The sequence below is a fragment of the Myxococcus sp. AB056 genome (assembly GCF_006547365.1).
In the GTDB taxonomy this organism is placed as follows: Bacteria; Myxococcota; Myxococcia; order Myxococcales; family Myxococcaceae; genus Myxococcus; species Myxococcus virescens.
The window spans coordinates 43,644-68,397 of sequence record NZ_VHLB01000005.1 but is presented as its reverse complement, the minus strand read 5'-3'; the positions used below and the strand labels follow the sequence as shown (position 1 = coordinate 68,397).

The 24,754-nt window shown below is 67.7% G+C and carries 15 protein-coding genes; 3 read left to right on the top strand and 12 right to left on the bottom strand.

Annotation, left to right across the window (positions count from 1 at the left end):
• Nucleotides 1-17: 17 nt before the first annotated feature.
• Nucleotides 18-2,438 carry an Ig-like domain-containing protein gene (locus FMP39_RS03880; protein WP_141588659.1) on the bottom strand — a complete coding sequence of 807 codons (2,421 nt, stop codon included), beginning with the start codon at nucleotides 2,436-2,438 and terminating at the stop codon, nucleotides 18-20.
• A gap of 1,343 nt (nucleotides 2,439-3,781) precedes the next feature.
• Between FMP39_RS03880 and FMP39_RS03870 the strand changes: the two genes are divergently transcribed.
• The gene (locus FMP39_RS03870) at nucleotides 3,782-4,852 is read left to right on the top strand and encodes an acyltransferase (protein WP_228557630.1); all 1,071 of its coding nucleotides are present in this window, start codon (nucleotides 3,782-3,784) and stop codon (nucleotides 4,850-4,852) included.
• Between the two features lie 81 nt (nucleotides 4,853-4,933).
• Here FMP39_RS03870 and FMP39_RS03865 read toward each other — a convergent pair whose 3' ends face one another.
• From FMP39_RS03865 to FMP39_RS03825, 8 genes are all read right to left on the bottom strand, one after another.
• Entirely contained in the window at nucleotides 4,934-6,367 is a 1,434-nt protein-coding gene (locus FMP39_RS03865) for a hypothetical protein (RefSeq protein WP_141588658.1), read from the bottom strand.
• Between the two features lie 434 nt (nucleotides 6,368-6,801).
• Complete coding sequence (locus FMP39_RS03860; protein WP_141588657.1) at nucleotides 6,802-7,539, bottom strand: hypothetical protein; 738 nt, start codon at nucleotides 7,537-7,539, stop codon at nucleotides 6,802-6,804.
• A 249-nt stretch (nucleotides 7,540-7,788) separates the two neighbouring features.
• Nucleotides 7,789-8,493, bottom strand: coding sequence for a hypothetical protein (locus FMP39_RS03850; protein WP_228557629.1), 705 nt, complete (start codon nucleotides 8,491-8,493; stop codon nucleotides 7,789-7,791).
• Nucleotides 8,494-8,739: 246 nt separating this feature from the next.
• Nucleotides 8,740-10,098, bottom strand: a complete 1,359-nt coding sequence (locus FMP39_RS03845; RefSeq protein ID WP_141588656.1) for a M23 family metallopeptidase — start codon at nucleotides 10,096-10,098, stop codon at nucleotides 8,740-8,742.
• Between the two features lie 632 nt (nucleotides 10,099-10,730).
• Nucleotides 10,731-11,426 (bottom strand): hypothetical protein, encoded by a 696-nt coding sequence (locus FMP39_RS03840; RefSeq protein WP_194858227.1) that lies wholly within the window; start codon nucleotides 11,424-11,426, stop codon nucleotides 10,731-10,733.
• Between the two features lie 189 nt (nucleotides 11,427-11,615).
• The gene (locus FMP39_RS03835) at nucleotides 11,616-12,461 is read right to left on the bottom strand and encodes a fatty acid desaturase (RefSeq protein ID WP_141588654.1); all 846 of its coding nucleotides are present in this window, start codon (nucleotides 12,459-12,461) and stop codon (nucleotides 11,616-11,618) included.
• Nucleotides 12,458-13,894, bottom strand: a complete 1,437-nt coding sequence (locus tag FMP39_RS03830) for a cytochrome P450 (protein WP_141588653.1) — start codon at nucleotides 13,892-13,894, stop codon at nucleotides 12,458-12,460. Before FMP39_RS03830 ends, FMP39_RS03835 begins: the two co-directional genes overlap by 4 nt.
• Nucleotides 13,895-13,914: 20 nt before the next feature.
• Nucleotides 13,915-15,942 (bottom strand): lipoxygenase family protein, encoded by a 2,028-nt coding sequence (locus tag FMP39_RS03825; protein WP_141588652.1) that lies wholly within the window; start codon nucleotides 15,940-15,942, stop codon nucleotides 13,915-13,917.
• Between the two features lie 275 nt (nucleotides 15,943-16,217).
• Between FMP39_RS03825 and FMP39_RS03820 the strand changes: the two genes are divergently transcribed.
• Nucleotides 16,218-18,215, top strand: coding sequence for a lipoxygenase family protein (locus tag FMP39_RS03820; protein WP_228557628.1), 1,998 nt, complete (start codon nucleotides 16,218-16,220; stop codon nucleotides 18,213-18,215).
• A gap of 140 nt (nucleotides 18,216-18,355) precedes the next feature.
• Here the strand turns inward: FMP39_RS03820 and FMP39_RS03815 are convergent, their stop codons facing one another.
• The 3 genes from FMP39_RS03815 to FMP39_RS03805 all read right to left on the bottom strand — a co-directional run bounded on the left by FMP39_RS03815 (nucleotide 18,356) and on the right by FMP39_RS03805 (nucleotide 23,392).
• A complete protein-coding gene (locus tag FMP39_RS03815) occupies nucleotides 18,356-18,835 on the bottom strand; it encodes a (2Fe-2S)-binding protein (RefSeq protein ID WP_141588650.1) in 480 nt (159 codons plus the stop codon).
• 2 nt (nucleotides 18,836-18,837) lie between these two features.
• Entirely contained in the window at nucleotides 18,838-20,994 is a 2,157-nt protein-coding gene (locus FMP39_RS03810) for a xanthine dehydrogenase family protein molybdopterin-binding subunit (RefSeq protein ID WP_141588649.1), read from the bottom strand.
• A gap of 1,192 nt (nucleotides 20,995-22,186) precedes the next feature.
• Nucleotides 22,187-23,392, bottom strand: a complete 1,206-nt coding sequence (locus FMP39_RS03805) for a kelch repeat-containing protein (protein ID WP_194858226.1) — start codon at nucleotides 23,390-23,392, stop codon at nucleotides 22,187-22,189.
• Between the two features lie 697 nt (nucleotides 23,393-24,089).
• Here FMP39_RS03805 and FMP39_RS37325 point away from each other — a divergent pair.
• The gene (locus FMP39_RS37325; protein ID WP_194858225.1) at nucleotides 24,090-24,593 is read left to right on the top strand and encodes a hypothetical protein; all 504 of its coding nucleotides are present in this window, start codon (nucleotides 24,090-24,092) and stop codon (nucleotides 24,591-24,593) included.
• Nucleotides 24,594-24,754 lie beyond the last annotated feature (161 nt).

Sequence of the window (24,754 nt, the reverse complement as noted above, 5' to 3'; positions counted from 1 at the left end):
TCAGGGACCCCGTGGATTCAGTACACCACCACTGAGGCGTAGACACTGGTGCCGTTCGTGTAGGCCACCAGGGCGCCGCCGTTCGAGGGGAGCGCCGCGACTGCTGGCGCGGCGCCCGGCCCTACTGTCCTGGCATCCGTGGCCAGAATCATGGTGGCCCCCACTAGCATCCGGTCCAACTGGACGTCGCCCGTCCCCCGCTGGGACACGATGTAGCCGTTGCCGAGCGCGTCCGCGTCAATCGCCCGGAGGGGAGCGGGACCGATGTCCGTGGGGAGGCCCAGCACCTGGGTGCTTGTCCCCGGCGCGGACATCGGGATGACGTCCACGTTGTCATCCCCGAAGGAGCCGGTGACGTAGATGAAACCGTTGGAGCCCGTCCAGTCCGAGAAGAACGCCTGCCCCGGTGGGGAGCTCTGCGGACCGAAGGTGGTCCCCTGGTCGCTGCTGCGGCGGATGCGGAACGAGGGGTCGTCGCTCACCGAGAAGACATCTCCGCTGATCTTGTCCACGACGACGTCGAAGTAGGCATTGTTCTGGTCTACCTCCGTCACGCTGAAGTCATTCGCGCCTCGCGCGAAGTTCTGGAGGACGCTCACCCCGGTGGAGCCTCGCGAGACGGAGATGTAGAGGGCGTCGCCCCTGGAATCCAGACTGACGGTAGGGTTGGCCGCCGGGCTGAGGACTCGCGGCGCCTCCCAGCTTGCTCCCGCGTCGACGGTCCGGGTGAACATCAGCGTGCCCGCGCTGGTGGCCGCGACGTAGGCAATTCCGGTGGGGCCGCCTTCAATCGCGACTTCCGCTGCGTTGGTGATGCCCAGGGGCGTGGGGCCCACCCAGGTGTGGCCACGGTCCACGCTCACGCTGACATGGACCGCGCCACCGCAGCTCATGACGACGTAGAAGCGCCCCAGTGCATCCACCGCCGCCTTACGGCCCGGGTTCGAGTTGGCCGTGGTGCAGTTCATTGCCCCGCTGATGAGCGTGGGGGGCACATTCGAAAAGGCATCCAGTTGGCACGCGGCGTCGCAGCCATCCCCGGGAGTCGTACCGCCATCATCGCACTGCTCACCCGTCACGCTGTCGACCAGTCCGTCGCCGCATACCTCCATGCCATGGCAGTCCGCTCGGCAGCCATCTCCCGCGACGCGGTTGCCGTCGTCACACACCTCATCCAAATCGATGTAGCCGTCGCCGCAGACAGGCGGCCCCCTGACGGTGATGGTGACTGTCGCGGTATGGGAGGTCAGCGCGCCATCGTTGGCCGTGAAGGTGAACAAGTCCTCCCCCTGGAAGTCCGCGGCCGGCGTGTAGAGCAATTGGGCGCCCGTCCCGGACAGGGTTCCGTGAGCGGGAGCCGTCACGGTGAACGCGAGCGCATCTCCATCCACGTCCGTGGCCGCCAACGTGATGGGCGTCGGCGTGTTGTGGCCCACCGTCACAGCGGCAGACGCAGCCACGGGAGCGTCGTTGACAGGCGTCACCGTGACCGAGACGGTGGCCGTTGCCTGCTTCTTGCCGTCGGAGACCGTGACCTGGAAGGTGTCCTCTCCGGCGAAGTTCGCGTTCGGGGTGTACGTCACCGACGCCCCCGCGCCCGTGAGCATTCCATGGCCGGGCAGGGTGAAGGAGAAGTCGAGCACGTCGCCATCCGGGTCCACCGCGGGGATGGTGATGTCCACCGGCATGTCCTCGGAGGTGGTCGCGTGGACGTCCTCGACCGTGGGCGCTGAGTTGTTGTCGCAAACGCTTGGCTGCCCCGTGCAGGTGTAGCCCGGCTCCACCTCACAGACACTGTTACAGCCATCTCCCGAGAGCTGATTGCCGTCGTCACACTTTTCGAACCCGCCCAGCACCCCATCACCACAGAAGGCCCGTAGCGACGTCTCCACCGCGTCCACCAGGTAGAGCGCGAGCACTGCGCCCCTCAGTCGCACGTAGCGATAGGGCACGTTCCCCGGGTACGTCGCCACCGCCACATGCGTCCCCAGGCCCAACTCCACCAGGTGCAACGAGCTGGAGCCGATGAAGGTCCCGTCCGCCTTCAGGAAGTCCACCTGCGCCACCAGCGCCAACGACAGACCCTGGTAGTACACGCGCAGGTCGCCGGTGCCTTCCTCCCCCTGGCCCAGGTCCAGCACCAGCGCCGTGTTGAGCAAGCCCAGCAGTGTCGCGGCCTGCCCATCCGGGGCGCCCAGCGCTGCGCTCGCGTTGAGCACCGTCGCCGTGGTGCCTGATGCCACCGCGTCCGCATACGGGTCCCACGTCAACGAGGCTTCCGGACGCTCACGCGTCAACGCCCCGCTGTCCTCTTGCGACACCTCATTCTCCAGAGGACGTACCGTCTCCTCCTGGGACTCCACACCACATGCTCCCAGCGACAAGGCCAGCGTCACGCCCAGCTCCCAAGACCGCAGCACACCAGAACGGCTTCGCATCGAGTGTCTCCCCCCCCGAGGAGCACGATGAAGCCCGGAATGGGCCGCCCTCCTCATGGAATGCACGACGCCACTCCACGCTCTCCACTGCTCGGCGCGCAAGACGCGGATGGCCAAAGTCGTCCCGATATCCGCCGTCAGGCACTTGAGTGCCATGGACAAAGTTCCTGGCATGCATCCGCCCGCCTCCGCGAATCGACGGGGCCGTGATGGGGGAGGGGCAGCGCTATTACTCACCTCTCCAGGCGAGTGGAGCGCGCCCAGTTCATGATTCTGCGCCTCGATGAGACAGGGCCAGGTGCCGCGCCGGGGCATCCGGCTGCTGGCCTCCGAGTTCGGCGGCGTGGCGCCGCTGGGGGCTCGACAGATGATGAGGCTCGACATCGGCCTCGTGCGTTGCCCGAGGCGCAAAGCCTGGCGCGAGGCAACGAAGCGCTGCGCGTCAGGCGGAGCGCTGCTCTCCCGGAGCGGACTCGCTCTCCTTGAGGTGCGATTGTCGCCAACGTGCCAGCGCCTCTGTCTTCTCCTGCCGGGTGAATCCGGCAGGAAGACGGCGGCAGGGAGAGGCTTCGCGCCTGGGCGTGGATGCAGTCGTAGCGCCCGGACTTCAGCCCTGCGCGCGACCACAGTCCGGCGAGCACACCGCTGGTGTACCGCACCGGATTGTTGAGACACTGGGTAGGTGGTCGTTCGGCCGCCTGCCTCTGCATCAACGCTCGCCGGGCTTACCTCGGTGAGCGGAACTCGTGATTCTCTAGCAGCCAGTGCTCGTTGTACCGGGGGCCACTCCATCAGGGGTCGCCGGAATTCCTCTGCGGTAGCGAAGGCGCGCCCAGCGCAGTCGTTAGAGGTGTGCCCGGTGAGCAGTGACGCACGAGGCCAACGTTCTGACGTGGTTGGCTCGGACCGGCACCGCGCTCGTTCTGTCACATACACGATGGTGGTTTCTCTCCGCACCTGGAGGCCTCGCGGCGCGTCGCTCATGCTCGTGCCGTGATGGACTCCGTCCACCATGTGCTGCCTGGTTCCGGGGGGAACCGTGATGAATCGACACGGAATGATGCACTCAATCGGCATGGCGCAGGCGCTCGTCGCTTCCCTGTGCGGCTGTGGCGCTGAGGGTCGCCCGGGCTTGCTTCGCCAAGATGACATGGTGTCCTACTCGATGGCAGTGAAGCGGGACGGCACTGTCTGGGAATGCGTAGCCACGCCTTTATTCGCGAATCACTCATAGTCGACCCCGCGTGAAAGACAATGCGAGGCGCCATTCATCCCCCTCTCACTCGCAGACCTCGGACGGGGGAGTCCTGGACTCAGGGCCCTCACGCAAGGACGGCCTGGACGTGCTCCGGGCTTTGGCCATCGTTTCGGTGCTCTGTTTCCACGCCCCGGAGTCCGTGCGGCGGGCCCTGCCGGAGGTGCTCCGTGCCAGCTTCGAAGTGGGCTGGGTGGGCGTGGACCTGTTCTTCGTCCTCTCTGGCTACCTCATTGGTCGGCAGGTGTTCGCGATGGAGGACTCAGCGCCTCTGGGACTTCAGCTCCGCACGTTCTGGCTCAAGCGGTGGATGCGAACACTTCCGCTCTACTTTGTCGTCCTCGCCTTCTATTCACTGAAGCCGTGGTTGTTCGGGACACCCTTCGTGGGAGGAGGTTGGCACTACCTTGTCTTCTTCCAGAACTACGTCGGCGTGCGCGACTTCGTGCAGAGTTGGTCGCTCTGTGTCGAAGAACACTTCTACGTGGTCCTGCCGCTGCTCGCCTTCGGCCTGCGCGCCCGCTCCGCCCCCGCCTGGGCATGGCTGATGCCCTTGCTCCTGAGCTTGGGGGCCCGAGCCTGGGAGGTGCACACCGCCACGCCGGGCCTGTTGCCCGCGGAGCAGTGGGTGCGATTGCAGTGGCCCACCCACCTCCACCTGGATGGACTCGCGGTGGGTGTCTTTCTCGCGAAGACCGCGCCGCGCTGGCAACGGTGGCCCCAGGCTTGGCGAGGGGCCTGCGGCGCGATGGGCGTCCTGCTGCTCGGGGTGACCTTGGCGGTGTGCGTGCCTCAACTGCCGGACTGGGGAGGCGTGTGGATCTTCGCAGGGCTCGCGGTGGGATTTGGCGGGCTGCTCGTGGCCACGGAAGCGGTTGCGCTGCCCGCACCGCTGAGAGGTCTCGTGTACCAGGCCGCGGTCCTCTCCTATGGCACCTATCTCTGGTTCTGGGTCGTGGCGCGCGTGTTCGAGCGGCGAAGCCTGACCTTGGGCGTGTGGGGATTGGATCTGCTCGCCTTCATCACGGTGACGCATGGGGTCGCATGGATGACCTACGTCGCGGTGGAGAGACCTGCCCTGCGGCTGCGGGATAGGCTGCTTGCGTGGCAGGACTCGCGGGCGGAGGCGCGTGGCGGGGTGGTGGCACCCGGACGCTAACGGCTCGGGAGTACAGACGGCGCCTCCTCCTCGCGTCATTCGAAGGCCGAGCGCGTGCGTCCCGGCAGGTCATTCAGACAGTCATTTCGAGCGCTGCTCGAGCTTCCGTAATTCTCGCTCCGCGTACTTGCGTTGAGCCGCGGTGACCTTGTGCTGCAGGAAGGACCGATAGGCCTTGATGGCCTCAGGCCCCTTCCCCATGTCCCGAAACAGGTCTCCCCGATTCAGGTTGAGCACGTTGCGCTCGTGGCCCGTCGCGGTGAGCATCGCCAGGCATTCGTCGAACACGGCCTCGGCCTGGGACCACTCCTTGTGGGACCACAGCGCGAAGCCGAGGTTGTTGAGGATCTCCGCCCGGAGGTCGATGGTTGCCTCCAATTGCTGGTTCAGTTGTTCCCGCAGGGTTGCGTCCTCCACAGCGAACTCGTCCAGGGTTCCCCCAGCCATGGGTCGGCCGCTCTCAAGCCATGTCCGGTACAGCGTGGTCCACGCGCTGAGCGCCGCCTTCTGGTTCTCCGTTCTCCACTGAGTGAGCGCATCCTCGTTCGCGGCGAGCAGGCCTTGATGGGTGCGACGGAGCTCCTCCAACTCCTTCAGGTTTTCGACCCTGTTCTTCTCCGTCAGCCGTCCGTCCTTTTGCATCTCCTCGAACTCCGGAAGGGAGTATGGGCGACCCATGTATGCCTCGCACGTGACGCCTGCCTCACCCGTCTGCGCGAACGTGCAATCACAGGAAGGAAGCGCGGTGCCCCCACCCATCCTGCTCATGGTGTACGCCGTCTGGGGCAGCCGGATATACGGGTCGTCGGCGGAGACGGTCCCCTCGAGACACTCGCAGATCTCCCGTGTCATGGCCTTGCTGGCCGTGGCGTTCACCTCAGGAGTGATGCTGTCGATGACCCACAGGGCGCACTCATCCTGGGACGCAGCGAGGAGCCAGCGGGAGTTGGGCTGGTAGGACCAATTGAGCTCGCGAGCCCCTCCGTCCCTGGGACCGAGTGCCTTCTCCAGGGCGGCAGCTGCCTCTGGAAAGGCCTCCGCAGGGGAGTGTGCCTCATCTGGAAAGAGGGAAACGGCCCATGCATCCTTCATGCGCTGGAGCTGGACCAGACACCGCTGAGGAGCATTGCCGAAGCGGATCGCGGCGGAGGTCTCGCTCTTTGGCTCGGGGATGAGCCGCGCCACCTCGCCCATCGGCGGACAGCCATTGAGCGGCAGTCTCGTTCGCGCCAGGGCCGGGGCAACGAGCTGCCCCGTGCGTGGGTCCACCACGAAGAAGGCATCATGGAAAGGGAGCTTGTCCGCGTACTGGCGGGTCCATCGGCTGGGGACGAGGAAGTAGCCCACGTGAAGTCCGACCTCCGGAAGGTCGACCCAGCGCTCCTCGAAGAGGAATCGTCCGCCGCGCCAGTCCTGGAAGGCGGGGGTCTTCTTGAGGTTCGCCGACGAAATCTCCAAGGAGGGCGCGGGCGCGGGCGCGACGGCGACCAGGAGTGGCAGGAGGAGTGGGAGCATGAGCGGTCTGTGAATGTACTCCTGGCGCGGCCTTCGCGTGAAGTCCGCGACCCAGTGGAGTTGCCCACGTTTATTCATTGGCGGAGCGCGAGCCTCTTCAGAGTGGGACTCGACCGCCCGCATGCAGGTCGCCGTGGACGCTTCGTTGTTGACGGAGCCCTACCACTCTCCGGTCAGATGAATCCGGTAGCGTTAGGAATTGGCGCGGAAATCTGCGTAGGCCACGAGGAGTTGCTGCAGTTGGGAATCAGGCCTGCGACAGGTCATCCCGCCCAGGTGGGGTCCTCTGCTGGCGCACGAAGCGTCTGTCGTTGCGCCTCCTGGACCAGGGTTCGATGCATTGGTCTGATGCACCCTTCGGGCGCGGTCACGGCAGAGGCCTGCCTGCCCTCTGCGCTGTCGCTCGCCTCACGGTTTCGACCTCGACGCGGGAGCTACTGCGCAGGCAGCGCGACCTCCGACGGGGGCAGCTTCGAGAAGACGGAGCCCGCGGAGCGGAGGGAGATGCGCTGATAGCGCGCATAGGCCTCCACGAGTGCCGTGCGCATGGCCTTGGGCTCCGTGGGCCCATGGCGCGCCACGGTGCTGGCCAGCGCTTCCAGCAGATAGGCCTCGGGCGCCATCAGCGTTCGCGTGAGCGCGATGGGGCTCGAGCCCAGCGTCTTCAGCACCGGACCGAAATACTGCTCGCTCATGCATGCCAGGACGACCACGGGCCTGGGCGTGGCTCCCGGCGGTGCATCCACTCGGGGAGGCTCGCGGTCCATGAGCCGGTCATGTCCGGCCCACACCAACAGGTCGGCGCGACTCGCGCCCGCCGCCGCTCGCAGGAAGTCCTCCAGCGCCGTGTCTATCGCGTCGCCCGCGTAGGCGCGAAGCCGCAGCCGCACGGGCCGCTCTCCCTTCGCCGCGGTCCGCTCCAGGACGAGCTCGCGTAGTACCGCGGCCCCTTCGGGGCCCGGCTCCCGGCTCACCAACTTGAATCCAGGAGCCCGTGAGAGGAACCGCTCCGCACCGTACATCGCCCCCCAGTAGAGGTTTGTCTCCAGCGCGCGCGGAGCCCCCGCGGGAGGACGGCCGCACTCGATCAACGCGTTGTCACACAGCGGGACGAAGACCTCGACCTCCACCGGAGGTACGGCCAACAGGCTCAGCAACACGACAGTCAGCACAGCGGACCTCCAGCGGGTGCTTACACGAGACACCCGTGGCGAATCCATCGTTCCGTCGCACAAGCCACTCGCCCCTCCCATGGCCTGCTCGACGGCTCCGTGCGTGGGGGCGCCCCACGGAGCCATCCGGCTACGCGACGTTCGTCTCCCAGGGGCGCGCGCGCCTGCCTTGGTCCGTATGTCATTCGACAGCGAGCTGCTGGCCGTCTTGGAGGAGGGGCTCACCACTTCTCTTGGAGCGTTCCTCGACTACAGGTGCGACGTGAGCCGGGCATCCTTCCCATGCGCGCTACCGGGGGGCCGTGTCCCGTTGACGCCTCCCGGCTGAACAACTGCTGCACCTTCGTCGAAGCCCTGCTGGTGAAGGCCTTCTCCGCAAGGAAGTCGTGCACGGAGCGCCTCGATGAAGTGGTCCGCGACCATCACCGAGTTGGCCACCACACCGAACGCGGGCGCCAGGCGCGAGAGGAACGCCGCCGCCGCCTCGCCCGTCTGCACTGCGATGCGGCCCGACTCACCGAGGGTGCGCATCGCGAAGGCCGCGGCCTCCGCGCCGCTGCGGCCCGAACTGGCCAGGGCCTTGATGAAGTCGCCCCACTCGCCCCGTATCGCGTCGTTCGTCGCGCTCGCCAGGCCGTAGGCCGCGCCCACGCCCGCCAGCGCCGCGCCCAGCTTTCCGCCTGACTTCGAGAGCTCCAGCAGTGGTTCCGGAGTGCCCGACGCGAGCGCCGCCTTGATTGTCTCAATGCCAGACTTGGCGGACGAGCCTCCCTGGGAGAGCTGGGCGAGCGGCTCGGTGATTGCCGTGAGCTGCTGCAGCGCCGCCTCGACATCGCCGTTGTTCTCGGCCAGGAGCTGGCCGGAAGTGGTGGTGAGCGCCGTCGCCACGACGTCCTCGTCAATCTGCTCCTTGAGGCTCTCGAAGGCGGTTCCCGCCGGGCCATTCGGGTCCAACGCCTTGGCAGCCCACTCGAGTGCGCCCTTGGCCTGCGAGGACTCCCCGAGCGACGTTGCCGCCTCGAGGCTCTCCTTGGCGTCCTGGAGGCCCTTGGAGAGCTGGGCCTGCGCGAGCGTCCGCTGCGCCGCCTCCTGGGCCCGGTGGCGAGCCTCCTCGGCGGCGCGACGGGCTGCCTCCGCCGCCGCGCTGCTCGCGGTGGACGCACCGGCCGAAGAGACACCACCTGTGACGCGCGTTGCGTCTCAGAGCGTCAGGCCGACCAACGGGGCCGAGGCGACATCCGGGACGAGGCTGAGCCGCCGTCCCGGGTTCGTCGTCTGTCCAGTCGGCACGCACATCCAGCCCGACGAGGTGCCCCAGACGTGGGTGATGGCCCCGTTGTGGTTGGCGACCAATTGCGGCCAGCCATAGGCGGCGCGGCCGGCGATGGGCGTCCCAGTTGGCAGGGACGCCGTGGTCGGTATCCGGTGCCACCTCCCGTTTGCTCCGAAGAGGTGGTGCACCCGGCTGAACTCCAGTGACAGGCCTTGCAGGCTTCCATCCGGCTGAATCACGGCGACCAGGTCGGCGCCGGGCTGCAGGTCCACCTGGGTGTCACCCTTGTGCCAGCCGGAACCGTCAGCCCAGACATGGAACAGCCGGCCGTTGTCGTTGAACAGGCCATGAAGGTCCGTTCCATTGGCCGTCATCGAGAAGGTGCAGTTGCCAGACACCGTCACGGACGACGGGAACTTCTTCCAGCCATTGCCGTCGAAGGTGTGCCAGAGCCGTCCGTCCTCGAGGGTAAAGATCTGGGCCGAGGCATTGGCCGGGGTCCGCAGCACGTTGAGCGGCGCCCCCGGGTCCATCGCCAGGCCACTGCTCATCGTGGTCCAGCCGTTGCTGCCGGCGTAGACCAGCCTCATCACGCCGTCGATGTTCGCCATGGCACGCGGCGACTGTCCAGGGCCCGGCGAGAACGCCCCGTAGGTCGTGTTGCCCGGCAGCACGAGGTTGCTGAGCATGTGGGCCCAGCCCCCCGCGGTGCCGAGATGCCCGAGGCGCCGGTCCTCCAGCGGCAGACCGCCCCCGGTGCCGCCGCTGCCGGCGCCGACGTAGTCGAGCGGGTTCACCCGGGTGCCGCCGGCGGTCACCAGATGCCAGTGCAGATGCGGACCCGTCGAGGACCCGGAGCCGGGTGCACCCGCAGCGCCACCGGAGTACCCGACGATTTCTCCCTGTTGGACGTAGCGCTCGCCGCCGTTGAAGCCGGACAGGTGGAGGTACTGGCTCCTCATGCCGTTGGCCATCACGACGGTCGCGGTGTATCCGCCCGTGCCGTTGTTCCAGTCGATCAGGAGCTGACCCGACGCGCAGGCCGGGAGCGGCGTACCAACGCCCATCACGTAGTCGATGCCGCCCAGGGAGCCGCGGTTGACGTGGTCCCACCACCCATCCGAGATGGAGTAGCCAGCGAATGGGTTGATGATTGTCTCTGCGGCGTGGGCGGTGCCAATCAGCAGGCCAGACCCGCCAAATGCGGCGAAGCCGGCCGCGGCACTGCCGGCACGCAGAAGGGAGCGCCGGGAGAGTTGGCGAGGGTTGCGGGACTCGGGAGACATCAAAACCTCCAGTGGGGATGGGGAGAGGTCGTTAAGACTGCGGCTCGCTTTGTCACGGTCTGTGGCCCGCCCAGGCAGTGGAACCGCCGCGAGCGATTGGCCTCAGGGCGCGACAATCGCTTTGTCGAATCGAGGTGGTTCAGAGATACGAGAAAAAGCGAGTGTCTGTGCTGGCGTCGCTCAAGCACCCGGTGACCGGCAAGGGGCCCGCGCGCATCCGGAAGGAATTATCTGAGCCGATATCGTTTTGTTTCCGCCCAGCATGCTTGTTGGCGTTTTACTGCTGACGTGCAAGCACGCGTCGAGGGGGCGACTGACCGGGCTGGTTGAATAATTCAGGCGGACTGGGACGTGTGTCCGAATCAGCCCCCATTACCGGGAGTTGGGTATCACCCGGCTCCAATGGCCGAGACGCTCGAGGCTCGCTTCGGTCCGGGCACCGCCAAGGCGCCTCCATCCGCACCGAGGGCTCACGATGACGTCACTTCGCGAGTTCCGCACTGCGAAATCTCAACCCTGAGCTGACGCAGCGACCGAACGTGGAATAGGCACAGCGGTTGGCCTGGAGTTGTGGGGGTGGACCAGGTCTGTGCCCCCTCAACCTGACGATGCGTGCTGAGAGACGGACGCGGTCACCCGCCCGAAGCGCTTCGTTTCGGAGCGGGGACATTCTCGCTGGGCGCAGGTGTAGGGGGCGGTAGCGTGCCGCCAGCGATGCGAAAGACCCGGTGGAGTGAGAGCAGGTATCCGGCTTTCGCCCCCTGCCCACTCAGGGTCCACACGGTGCGCCGGTTGGTGCTGTTGAGCACCCGTGCCAGGACGGTGCGCGCGGGCTCCTGGGTGACAGCATCCACGGCAATGGGGGTCTCCAACTGGAGTCCGGGCGTGCTCCCCAGTTCGACGCGTGTCCCGCTCTGTCGGGTGACCTCGGCGCAGAGGGCCCGGAGGACCTCTCCCAGGGAACGCTCCTGACGAGACATTGTGATGGGAGTGTCCAGGGGAGAGCCCTGCACGGGCGTGATGTGCCAGAGCCCCCCGGCACGCACCAGGCGGAAGCGTGGGGCATTCTTTCCCGCCTGTTGGGCAAGGAGTCGCGTCAGCACCTCCTCCTGAAGCTTCAAGTCCGCTCGGGTCGCCTCCGTCACGGTGTAGGTCAGGTCGAGGGGGCTCGCTGCCGGAAGCGCCTCCAGCGGTTCTTCGTAGGTGATGCCCCAACCCTCTCGCGTCTCCAGCCGCTTCGCGGCGGTGGCGAGCGGCTGGGGCGAGTCGTTGATCGTGAGTCGGACTTCCTCGCTCCAGGCAGTCCCCCCGGAAAGAAAGACAGTCAACAGAGTGGCGGCACGAATCCCAGATTGCCTCATGGACATGGCAGGGCTCCTTTGGTGTGAAAGCCCATGGCAAGTGTCGTGCCGTGGAGAAGCCCTTGGATTTCTTTGCTGGCGCGGTGCCTTTCCAGTGGGAGCTGCGACAGTTTGTCGCTCGCTCGCACCCCGTACACGACGTCCTGCGTCCGCCTATTACTGGGTGATGGCGCCGAACTCCGCCTCGGCCGGTTCGATTTTCGCCTCCGGGTTGGTCCACACGAAGGGGATGCCCGGCTGCCGGTAGTGCGTGGCCGGAATGTCCTGGGCGAGCTGCGCGTGAAGCTCGGGCAGTTGAGACCAGTGCAGCCCGTGCTTCGCGTGGTGCGCGGTGTGGTAGCCCAGGTTGCCGGTCATCAGGTTGTAGCCCTTGTGCAGGATGTTGTACGAGGCGTGGGTGTGCTCCGTCGCCTCCAGCCCCACGTGGTGGAAGTAGGTGGCCCAGACGGTGACGTAGAGCGACGCCACCATGGGCAGCAGGAACACCCAGAGGGCGTTGTACCAGTCGTGCCAGAACAGCACGCCGAGCAGTGCCACCTGGAGCGCGCCCATGGCCAGGAAGACGCGCATCACCTTGGGATATGAGCGGCCCACGCGGAAGGCGCGGGGATAGGCGACGAGCGCGTTGAAGACGGAGTACTCCACCTCGCCCATGGTGGACCCGTCGCGGCGCTTCCATGCCGATTCGTCCTGGGTCTGGTCCAGGTAGTTGCGGTGGTGGCCCAGCACGTGGTGCAGGAACCACGCATGGGACGTCACGCCCGTCTGGAAGCCGAAGATGACCTCCAGGAGTCGGTTGGGCAGCGCATGACGGAACATGGGCACGTGCTGGTGGTGGTGGTTCCACGCGCTGATCCACCCCTTGGGAATCACTCCCAGGGCGAGCCAGAGGATGGGGAACCACCAGCTTCGCGCCGTGAAGAAGACCGTCAGGTCCAGGGCGAACACCAGGGTGAACAGCAGGACGGGGATGCGGTCTCGGGGATGTCGGAACAAGGTCATGCGGATTCCACTGCAGGGGGAGGAGGGGCTCCCGTGGGAGGGTGAAGGGTCTGCCCCTGGCGCGGGACGAGCTTGCCCGTGACACCCTGGGGCCGCACCACGCCGAAGAAGAAGCCCTCCTCGAAGGGCTCCGTCGAGTCGACGTGGATGCGCGCGCGGGCGGAGACGGTGGCCAGGGCCGTGCGCAGGTACACCAGGGCGAAGTCCCCGGCCACGCAGGCGCGAGGACCCCGGCCGAAGGGGAAGAAGTGGCCGCTGCCGTGCGGATTCCGGGCCGCGCCCCCGTCGAGCCAGCGCTCCGGGGCGAACGTCTCCGGGTCCGTCCAGTGGCTCGGGTCCCGGTGCAGGTGCTGGTTGGAAATCATGAGCGTCGTACCCGGCGGCAGCGTGACTTCCGCCAGCCGCGTCGGCGTGGGCGGCGTGCGGCGCAGGAAGATGCGCACTGCGGGCAGGATTCTCAGCGCCTCGTAGGCCACGGCCTCGCCCCAGGGCGCGTCCTTCAGGCGCTCCAGGGTGAGCGGCCCCTGCGCCAGCGCGGCGGACTCCAGCGCCAGCCGCTCCTCGGTGGCGGGGTACTTGTTCAGCTGATGGAAGGCGCCCACCAGGGTGGTGCTCGAGGAGAACACGCCGCCGAAGAAGAACCCGCCGAGCAGGTTCGCGTGCACCACATCATCGAGCTGGGGCATCTCGCGCAGCGTCCACGACATCAGGTCCACGCGGTGCGGCGCCGGGTCCTTCCGCGCCGCGCGAACCTTCTCCAGGAACAGGCCGTAGAAGCGCTCCTTCGCATCTGCGAAACCCTTGGGCGGTGAGACGAACTTCAACGGCAGCTTCGCCTGGATGCGCGCGTCGGCCGCCGCCGCCAGGAGCATGAAGTCGTCGTACACGGACGTGGGCAGCTTCTCGCCCACCGTGGCCACGCAGAACGCGTCGAACGTCAGCTGGCGCAGCGTGGGCGTCAGGTCGATGGAGGGCTGCTGGAGCAGCGCCTCCACCGACTCGAGGATGGCCGCGCGCAGGGGCTCCACCTGGGCCGCTTGCCAGGCGGGAGTCCACGGCTGGGCCAGCGGATCCATGGCGTGCTTGCGAGCCCAGTCCTCGCCCTGCTGGGCGATGAAGGGCGTGTCGTCCGTGACGGAGTGGCGAATCTGGTCGCCGATGTTGCCCTTCTCGAACTCCAGTCGGCGCGTCTCCAGCACCTCGTGGATGAGGGTGGGGTCATTGAGCACCAGCGCCGGGCTGGGCCCCAGCCAGGTGACGGCGACGGGGCCGTAGGTGCGCGCGTAGCGGGCGCAGACGTCCCACGGCTGGGCGCCGAGGAAGTCTCCGATGTTGCCCAGAATCCCCGGCGGGGGGCCCGGCAGGCTGGCCAGGGGCTTGCGCCGGCCACCGAAGAACAGGCTGAAGAGACCTCGAGAGAGCAGGTTGGGCATGAGCGTGTGTCTCCAGGGGCTCAGACGGTGATGCCGCAGGGAATCCGGTCGGGACGCAGGACGGTGTAGGGCACCTCGGCGCCCGCGTTGCGCGCCTCCACCGCCTCGCGCTGGGCACGCAGGCGCTCCTGGAACCGCTGGCGGATGGCCACCAGCTCCGGCTCGTGGAAGTACTCCTCGCGCCAGCCGCCCTCGTGCAGCAGGTACTCCTCGTCGTCTCCGAAGCTGGAGAGCGCCCGGCCGATGGCGACCTGCCAGAGCATCTGGGACTTGGTGGGAATCATCTCGGGGATGTCCTCGGCACGCAGCGTCCCCTTCTGCCGGGGGGGCTCCCGGCGCATGCTCAGGGGCGCATTCGGTACGAAGGCGTAGTGCTCGTATTGCAGGTAGTTCACCGCCGCATGCTGCACGCTGACCGTGAAGACGACGGTGGTGAGGATGTCGACCAGGTCGTCGACGCGGCGCAGCTCCCGGCAGGGCAGCTTGTCCACGGGCAGCCCGCGCTCGGTGAGGTCCTTCCACCATTGCTGCATCTCGGTGTCGGCCTCGAGGTCGGCATCGGTCCGGTAGAAGTGCCTGAGGACGCCGCCGACGTACTCCTCGAGCGCGTCCCACAAGGGCAGGGCGTCGTCGCGGTACGGGTAGTTGGGGAGCACGGCCGGGTCCAGCACCCCCCGGCGCTCGAGGTCCTGACGGGGCTTGTTGTCCGCCAGCGTCCAGCGCTGGAAGCCCTTCTTGCCCAGTTGGAGGTGGCCCTTGTCGGGGCCGCCCGTCGCGATGAAGTCGTCGAACACCCCGCCCGCGTCGAGCAGGCCCTTGCGTGCGCCCTCGTTGATGGCGAGCGTGTAGCGGAAGTGCCGCCGCAGCAGCTTGTAGACGGGGTGCGGGTCCGGCAGGTTGCGCATCGTCGCCACGACGAACGGCTCCGCCACGAAGTGTGTGCGCAGCGCGTGCGTCACCATCTGGTGCGCGTTGCCCTCGCTGCACCGGAGGTAGATTTTCGCGGCGAGCCAGTCGTACGCGTCGTCGTTCGGCGTGAAGACGGGGTCCTTCTGGGCGTCGCGTCCGAGCTGGATGGCCAGGGGCCGCAGTTGATGCTGGTCATCCAGGTACAGCAGGCAGCGCGCCGCGGGGGCCCAGCGCCGCTCCTCGACGCCGTCCTCGCCGACCTTCCGGTACATCCTGATGTCGTCGAGGATTTCGAAGTCGAGCAGGAAGATGCGCTTGGTGTCGAGCGCCCTGGCCAGCGTGGTGCCGGGCGACAAGAGGCCCCGGACGTCGTCGTCGGTGAGCGGCATGCCCTCCGGCAGACTGGGGATGAGCGTGATGTGGAGGGGGGCGATGCCCTGGATGGCCTGTCGCGCGAACTCGAGGTCGTCCTTCCAGCGCTGGGCGAGCTGGGGCACCTCCAGGTGCTTGAAGAAGTCGAAGATGTCCACCAGCCCGTTCCAGGCGCGGGTCAGCATGGGCAGGTTCAGCTTGATGGCCGCCAGCGTCTTGGCGATGACCACTTCGTAGCTGCCCTCCGTCAGGCCCCGGTAGAGCTCGTCCTTCGGCAGGGGCCTCCCCTCGCTGAGGTCGAGCGCGCCGGGAAGCCCCTCGGTCATCTCAGGCGCGCGCCACGGGTACATCCGCTGGCGGGCTTCGAGCAGCTCGCGCCGCGCCGTGGACTCGCGCTCGCTGCCTGCCTGGCAAGCGAGCTTCGCGCTCCCCTCCAGCACGTCGACCGTGGTGCCACCCAGCACCCACCGGTAGAGAGGGAAGCGCCACTGCTTCTCTCCGGCCGTGACGGTTGCCCAGTCGAGCAGCCAGTCGGAAGCCACGCCGCCCGCGTTGCTGAAGCGCAACAGGACCAGGTCACCGAGGTCCTCGGCGGAGAGGGCGTATTCGTCCTCCGCACCCGCCTCGAAGTCGTTGTGGAAGTGCTTGTCCAGCACGCAGGGGGCGCTCTGTCCTCGCGTGCCCACGAGGACGATGGAGATGTTCGCATCCGTCCCCGCGCCGAGCTTCGTGCCCGTTCGAATCGTGAGTTTGTACTCGACAGTCATGGAACCCTCTGTGTAGCGGGCGCAGACCGTAGAACGAGAAAAGTAGGACCTCAAGCCATGGTATCCTCCCCAGGGAATGACGCCGGCGTCGCTCAGCGCAGGAACGCATTGAACTAGCGTCTGACGTGAGCGCGAGTGTGACCCGGAGAGGTGGAGCTGATGACAGACGTTGGGACGGGCGCGCCCGCGGCATGGGGACGGGGATGATGTTCGCAGGGCTGCGCCGATGGATGGGCGCTCTCGGGGGCAAAGGACGCGAGAGCAGAAGCAACGAGGTGCTCGACGTGGAGGAGCTGTCCCGGTGGTACTCGGGGCTCGCGCTCGAGGAGCGTCTGGCCATCAGCCGCGAGCTCGCACCGCGCGTCCGGGCTGTCCGTCCCGCGAGGGAGCCCAGCACGCTGCCAGCCGTCGCGGTCGGGCGGCTGGTCTTCGAGCAGGACGGGCCCCAGGGCCCCATTCCCCTGCATCACATCAAGGTGGAGCTGTGGGACCGGGACTTCGGCACGCCGGATGACTTCCTGGGGGAGGGGTTCACGGACTCGGATGGATGTTTTTCCATTCGCTATGACCCGGCCGACGCGGGCGTGAATGACCTGCCCGACCTGGAGGTTCGCTTCTTCGAGCCCCAGCACAGCTTCCGCCCGGATGGGCGGGTGGTGGAGGCATGGCGCCGCATCGGCTCTGAGAAGGGGCCGGATGACCATGGTGGGCTCCACTACGACTTCGGCACGCTGCGGCTGCCTTACTGGGAGTACGACCCCACGACGCCGCTGGCCCGGTTGCTTGTCACGGAGGAGGGGACTCCGCCCACGGCCTACGCGCCGGGACGCGCGCTGGCGATGCTGAAGTCGGTGGCGCCCATCGAGCTCGTCAAGCGCCGCCACCTGCTCCAGGGACGGCTGGGACAGGCGCCGAGCCTGGACAGGATTCAGGCGGACTATCCGGAGGCGATGACGGTGCGGATGGAGCGCGAGTCGCCGGGCTCCACGCGCACCGACGCCTTCTTCGGAGAGCGGCTGCTCAACGGCATGTTCTCCACCCTCATGGATGGAGACCCGGAGGCCCCCGGCGACCCGGAGGCGTTCCGGCTCTACTTCCCGTGGAACGCCTACGAGCAGGACGGCGTCCACTGCCTGCCGGACGTGGACGTGCGGCTGCGGCTGGTGGAGGGGCGGCTGTTGCCGGTGCGCATCATCCTGGGCATGCGCGAGCCGGGCGCGACGGCGCCGGGCTCTCCTGTGACGCGGCGGAGCTACACGCCCGCGGACGGCGAGGACTGGGAGGCCGCCAAGCGGATGGCGCGGGTGAGCGCGACGCTGGAGACGGAGCTGGGCAACCACCTGGGGCAGTGCCACTTCAACGTGGAGCAGTACGCCATCGCCGCGCACCGCAATCTGCGCCGCAGTCCGCTGCGCTGGCTGCTCATGCCGCACCTGCGGGAGGTGGTCCTCATCAACCACTCCGCCAACGGCTTCCTCGTGGGACCCACCGGCTACATCACCCGCGCCAGCGCGCTCACCGAGCGCAGCGTGGAGACGCGGCTGTTGCACCTGATGGGCAGCTACGACTGGAAGGGCTTCGCGCCCGCGCCGCCCATCTGCGAGTCGCACCGCTACGCACGCGCGGCGGGCCTGTTCTGGCGGCTGGTCGGGGAGCACGTGGATGCCTTCTTCGCGGAGCACGGCGCGGCGTTGGAGGCGCAGTGGAGCGAGGTGCGGCGCTTCTCGGACGACCTGGTGGCGCACTCGGCGCCCGCCTTCGTATGCCGCTACCTGCGCGCGACGGTGCCGGGAAAGGCGGCGCCGTGGTTCGTGCGCTCCGAGCGCATGGACCTGGACGCGAAGGTCGCCGCGACCCACGCCAAGGCCGTCAGCGCGGTGACCCAGACGGACACGCCCCAGCCCGGAGAGATGGAGGCGCTCAAGCAGTTGTGCCGGTACGTCATCTACTTCGCGACGTTCCGCCATGCCTGGGCCAACAACCTCCAATGGGACGACGCGGGCGAGGTGCTCTATGCGTGCCTGGGCCTGCGCTGGGGCAAGGCGGGCGCGCTGTCGACGGAGGCGGACCATGACGTCGCGCCGCCTCCGGAGGAGGCCACGGAGATGCTGTGGATTTCGTGGATGCTCTCGAAGACGAGCTACGGCTTCCTGCTGGCGAACGAGGAGGCGGACGTGCATCCCCGCTTCGTGGAGTGCCTGCGCGCCCACGCCGCCGAGTTCTCCGCGTTGGGGATGGACATCCGCACCGTCAGCTCCCGCATCAATATCTGACACGGCGTGCATCGCGATTGAGGCAGGGCGCCGCAGTGCGCGAACCCAGCCGCTGCGCCCTGCGGCTGCAGGGTCGAGAGCGCCTCTCGCATGGCTTTTCGGCGGGGCACATCCGTGTGGGCGCCCTGGCCTTCTCGGTATCACCTGCCGCCCGCGCCGCTTCGCAGCAGCAGGGCGGCGCGCTTGATGGCGGCCCGGATGCGGACATAGGTTCCACAGCGGCAGATGTTGTCGCTCATCGCCGCGTCGATGTCCGCGTCAGAGGGCTGGGCGTTCTTCTTGAGCAGCGCCACGGCGGCCATGATCTGCCCCGGCTGGCAGAAGCCGCACTGGGCCACGTCCTCGTCCATCCACGCCTGTTGCACGGGATGCAGGCCCTGGGCGCCCAGGCCCTCGATGGTGACCACCTCGCGGCCAGACAGCCCACCCACCGGGTGGATGCAGGGGCGGAAGGCCTCGCCGTCCAGGTGGCTGGTGCACGCGCCGCACACGCCCACGCCGCAGCCGTACTTCGGGCCCGTCACGCCCAGCACGTCGCGCAGCACCCACAGCAGCGACAGGTCCTCGGGCGCCTCCACTGACACCGTCTGGCCATTGAGGATGAACTGATGTGCCGCCATGCTCAGACTCCCTCGTCGAGGATGGGAAAGCGGGTGGGCATCGAGCCTCGCGCCCGGGCAATGGCGTTGGTCAGGGCCGCCGCTGCGCTGGGATAGCCGAGCTCGCCCACGCCGCCCACCCGGTCATCCGAGCGGACCAGGTGCACCTGGATGTCGGACGGGACGTGCTTCATGCGCATCCAGCGATAGTCCGCGAAGCTGCCCTCGCGCACGGTGCCCGCGTCGATGTGGATTCCCGCGCTCAGCGTGGTGGACATCGCGTCCACCGCCGCGCCCTGGAGTTGGGCCTCGATGCCCTTGGGGTTGATGGGCAGGCCGACATCCGCGGCGATGACGATGCGCAGCACTCGAGGCGTCCCTCCGGTGACGTCGACTTCGATGAGGTGGGCGATGGCGCTGTCCCACTCCTCGAGGACGGCGACCCCCTGGGCGACACCGGGTGGCAGGCTTCGGCCCCACTGTCCCTCCGTGGCGACCTTGTCCAGCACCGCCTTGAGGCGATTCGAAGTGAGCCGCTCGCGTCGCAGCGTGACGGGGTCCACCTGGAGCTCGCGGGCCAGTTCGTCGACGAAGACCTCGTTGGACACGCCCACCTGGCTGGTGAACACCGAGCGGAACGACGCGGTGGGAATCGGAATCGCCACGTCGCGCAGCTCCTGACTCACCCATCCGAATCCGTATGGGAGCTTCTGGGAGAGCGCGAAGAAGACCGCGCTGGTCACCTCGGGCAGGACCTCGCCGGCCAGCGCGGTGAGGGCGTCACCGAAGCCGTGGGGGAACTCCACGGTGGGAATGGCGGCGCGGTGATGCCAGCCCAGGACGCGCCCGCCCGGGCCCAGGTAGGCGAGGATGCGGTGGTGGCTGGCGGGGCGGAAGTGGCCGTGGCGCATGTCATCGTCGCGGCTCCACATCAACTTCACCGGTCTGCCGATGGCCCGTGAGACGAGCGCGGCCTCCACCGCGGCCTCGGTGAAGAACCTGCGGCCGAAGCCGCCACCGGCCCGAACGATGTGCACCGTCACTCGCCACGGCGTGAGCTCCCAGCCGAGCGCCCGGGCCACCTCGCGCTGCGCGTATTTGGGGTCCTGCGCCCCCAGCCAGACCTCCGCCTGCCCACCTTGCACGCGGGCCAGGCAGCTCTGCGTCTCCATGGTCGCGTGCGCCAGGTAGGGGAAGTCGAAGCGTCCCTCAATCGTCCGTGCGGTGAACAGCGGCGGCAGGGGCCTTGGGCCGATGCCGTCGCGCAGGCGGGTCCGGATGTCCGCGTCCGACAGCGCGCTGGCAGGGCCGGGCGTCCAGGTGATGCGCAGCGCCGCGCGCGCCGCGAGCGCCTGTCCGAAGGTCCGGGCCACCACCGCCACGCCAGTGCCCAGTGGCACCACTTCCACCACGCCGGGCATCGTCCGCGCCGAGGCATCGTCGACGGACTGGACGGTGCCGCGCAGCGTTGGGGGCCGGGCCACCACCGTCGGCAGCGCCTCGGGGATGTCCAGGTCCAGGGCATAGCGCGTGGCGCCCGTGACGATGTCCCTCGCGTCGATGCGTCCGGTGGGCTGGCCCACCAGCTTGAACCGGCTCACGGGCCTGGGCTGGCTGGAGACCGCGGGGAGCAGCACGCGAGTGGCGTCCTCCGCCAGCTCACCATAGCCGGCCCGCCGCCCGTCGGGTGCGCTCACCACGCCGTGCGAGGTGGCGAGGGTGTGGGCCAGGACGCGCCAGCGCAGCGCCGCGGCAGTGACCAGCCGTGCCCGGGCCTCCGCCGCTGCGGCGCGAAGGGGGCCCGTGAGGAAGCGCATCGTCGACGACAGGCCGGTGAGCTGGATGACCCAGCGGGGGTCCGCGTCGGCGCTGCGCACGTCGACCCGGTCGAGCGCCATGTCGAGTTCCTCGGCGACGAGCATGGCCACGGCGGTGGTGATGCCCTGGCCCATCTCCGTGCGAGGCAGGGTGGTGACGACGCGCCCATCCGCCTGGACAGCGAGATAGAGGCTCAGCGCCGTTGTCGCCTCTTCCGGGCGGTCCGCCGCATCGGCCTCGGGCACGTCGAGCCCCAGCCGGGCGGCAATCATCAACGTGGGAGAGGCCATGACCCACGTCAGGAATCGACGGCGGTCCAGCCCCTCGGAAACGGTCGCGTCTGACTTGCGCAGGTCCGCCATGGGGCAAGGTTTCTCACACTCGCTGCGTGGGTCCAACAACGCGAAGCCGTGCGTTCACCCGTCCGACACGCGTGGCGTTCATCTGAGGACTGTGCAGCCTCGCCCTCTGTGTCAGGGAAGTTGTCGCATTGGCCGTGCGCGCCTCGCTCACTGACAGAAAAGGCGCTTGTTGAGGCGATACGCTCGCCCCTGCGGAGCCGTTCGGAGTTGGTGCTGGAGAACCTGGCTCTCTTTGCCAGCAGCTCGCGGTCTTCCGTGAGAAGCGTCCATCCCCGCGGCTTGCCCGGGGCGACCGCCTCTTCTGGGTTGTTCTCCAACGCCTCTGGCCGGGGGGCGGAGGCCAATGTGCCTGGTGCAGCCGGCGACAGTCGTGAAGTGGCATCGGATGGGCTTTCGGCTCTTCTGGCGCTGGAAGTCCCGGAGTCGGGCGGGGCGGCCTCGGGTAACTCCGGAACTGCGCGCGTTGATTCGGCGCATGGCCGAAGCCAACCCGACAAGGGGGGGCCCCACGCATTCACGAAGAGTTGCTGAAGCTGGGGAGGGAGGTAGGCCAGACAACGGTCGCTCGTTACACGCCCAGGTCAGGGAGGGGAGCGCCGAAGCCATCACCAACATGGCGGAACTTCTTGCGCTTGCATCTGGCGGAGTCCGCAGGGGTGGACTTCTTTGTCATTCCGATTGCGACGTTTGGAATGCTGTTGGGATTTGTTGTTGTGAGTCACCGGAGCAGGCGAATCCTCCACCTCAATGTGGCAGCGCACCCGACGGAGGAATGGACGAAGCAGCAGTTGCGAGAGGCCTCTCCCTGGGCCGGCGCTCCGAGGTACTTGCACCGAGATAGGGACAAGCTCTACTCCGAGGGCGTTCGCGCCACGCTTACCCATTTGGGGATTCGCGAGGCGCCGAATGCGGCACAGTGTCCGTGGCAGAAATGCGAGCCGGACGCACCTGTCGCTCGGTAAGGATGCGCCCGAGAGGTGTGAGGTGCACGGCAGGGTGTGTTATCCCACAGGCAGGCCGAGAGGCGTTGCGACGTCTCGTCCGGGCGTAATTCCGACCTCTATCAAGCAGGAGAGAGAGCCTGGCGGCTCGTCGTGCGCATCGCTCACCGTCATGACGCGCGTTTTGACGCAGCCTTGACGCACTCATGACGCAGCGACCGAATTTTGGGTAGGCACAGGGTGACACTCACTCAGCTCTTCGGCCAGATCAGCTTCCAGAGATCGTCGAGGAACTCGCTCGCGCCGCCGTCGGACGTGGCCCCTCCGTTCAGGTACAGCTCGTAGGCGGTGGGCGTCTCCCGCACGAAGGAGATGCCTCCGACGCGGCCCGGGGGGATGGGAGAGCCGGAGTGGAGGGCCACCTCAGTCCATCGGTTGTCCTTCACTGAGTAGAACCACAGCTCGCTGGAGAGGCCGTCGAAGCGCTGCCCACCGATGACTGCCAGCCCGCCATGGGCGGTGTCGAAGAATGCCACCGCGTTGTCTCGCGGCGAAGGCAGGGGGCCCGCCGGCTGGAGCCGGGTCCACGTGAGCGTCTCGAGGCTCAGCGACCAGAGGTCGTTCTCGTAGTTCGTCGGACCGAAGAGTTCCTCGGCCGGCGTCTCGGGGCCTTGATCCACTCCGAGGCGGTAGCCACCGAAGACGAGCAGCGAGTGGTTGTCCGGATCGTACCCGCCGGCGGCCCAGGCGCGAGGCGCGGGCTTCTCACCGGCTGTTGTGACGAGCCTCCAGCCCGTGTCCTCGTCATGGATGGCGACATCGTTGCGAAGACCGGTGGACGTCGTGGCGAACCGTGGAAGCGTGTTGCCCAAGCCGCCAAACGCATAATAGGTCTTCTTGCCGGGCTGGCCCGCCCGCGGCACTTCCACTACCAGGGCGGAGGAGCGGCGCACTGCGAACGGGTCTCCCAGGCTCTCGGAGGAGACCTGCTCCCAGTGCTGGCGCTGGACGTGGTAGGTCCACATCTCGGGGAACATCAAGTCCGAGCCAGTCCGGAACCGGCCCCGCCCTCCCACGATGCTCACGCAGCCGTCGCACGGACCGGGAATCATCAGGGTCTCGGCGCGTGCGGAGGGGGGCGGCGGCGAGGCCAGTTTCCTCCAGGTGGCCGTAGCGATGTCGAAGGCATGGAAGTCGTTGACGGTGAAGTCGTTCGGGAAGTTCCCGCTCTGGCCGCCGAAGCGGTAGATGATGGCCGATGCATCGCTCGTGCGAGCGAACGAGGCACTGGCCTCCCAGCGCGCGGGCGGGAGGTCTCCCTGTTGCTCGACGGTCTCCCAGCGCGGGCTTTCGCAGAGCGGCGAAGCACCCGACTCGGAGGAGGAAGGAGAGGCGTCCGGGTTGGCCCCCGCGCACCTGGGCGGCGAAGGCTTCTCGGAGCCACAAGCAGTCAACACGAGCAGGGTGGCAAGGCTGCAGCCGCGGCGAAACAAGGCCAGACGGGGTAATGCATAGGAAGCGGACGATGGGATGAGGGGCATGCCCGATGATGCTGCGGAACGAATGGCTCCGTCGAACACTTCTTCCGGGCTGCTCGTAAGAGCTCGCCGCGCCCCCAGTCGGCGCATCGCTGACCAGGCCAGTGCGCACCAGACGGCCAGCGGGCAGTCGTGGTTCTTCGGCAGGTTGATGGTGCCGGGGGGCTCAATGGCGGCGAAGGAAGCGCGCAGTGGGGTTACTTCAGTTTCGTTGAGCCCATGGAGGGCGCCATTCTCGCGTGGCTCGGTTGCATGGAACTCAGTGACCGTAGCTCCGAAACCAGCCTTCGGCATCGCGCTGTCTGGGCGGCCGGGAGCTGCAGGGAGAGACGCTCTCCAGCCCGCTGAAGTTGCCCCGGTTCCGCGGCTCTCCCGCACTTTGTGTGGCGGGTGTCCGGAGGAGGAAGCTGCGCGAATGGCCGTTCTGCCGCTCGCTCACCGAGGGGCGCGTCAGTGGGGCGTGGATGACGACAGACCCACGACCAGACTTCCCTGCTGGATGAGTCTGGTCGGCAGCTCGCCGTGTCTCCCTTTCGCCTTCGAGGGGAACCACACGAAGTGCGGGAGAGCCACGAAACCGGGGCAACTTCACCTACAACCTCCCGTAGGAATCCACATGAGCCTCCGTCTGGTCCTGGCCGCCTCGGCGGGAATCCTCGTGGGCGCAGGCGGGATGTGGCTTGCGCTCGCGCCTCCCGCTGCTCCCGTTGTGCGGGCCCAGATACCATCAGCCGGTGCTCCCCTCACGGAGTCGTCGAGGGCAGCCATCGACGTCGATGCCATCCGCGCCGTTGTGCGCGAGGAACTGCGTGCTGCATCGATGGCCCCCCCTCCTCCGGTGGGGCTCGTTCCTGCTGCGACCGAGGAGCCCGCCTCTCAGAAGGAGGAGGAGCCCTCCGACGAGGCGGCAACCGCGAATCCCAGCCCTGAGTATGGCGAGGCGGAGCACGTCATCCTGAGTGGTCTCGCGCGGCGCTCGTGGTCGGCGGAGGACCGGAGTCGGCTCCAGGCGCTCATGTCCCAGCTCAGGCCCGCCGAGCGAGAGGCCCTCGTCAGGCAACTCATCGTCGCCGCCAACCGCGGTGAGCTGAAGGTGGACATCGAAGGACCGCTTTTCTGACTCCTATTGAGCCCACGCTTCGAGGGGGCTCGACGTGGGGCTCTGTGATGCGAGGGGGAATCAGGGACGCACAGGTTGGGCGAGGACACCTGCGGAAGCTCAGGCCGAGGCGGTAGATGAGGTGGTGTTGGGATGGTTCTTGCCCGCCAGGCTCGTGTTCT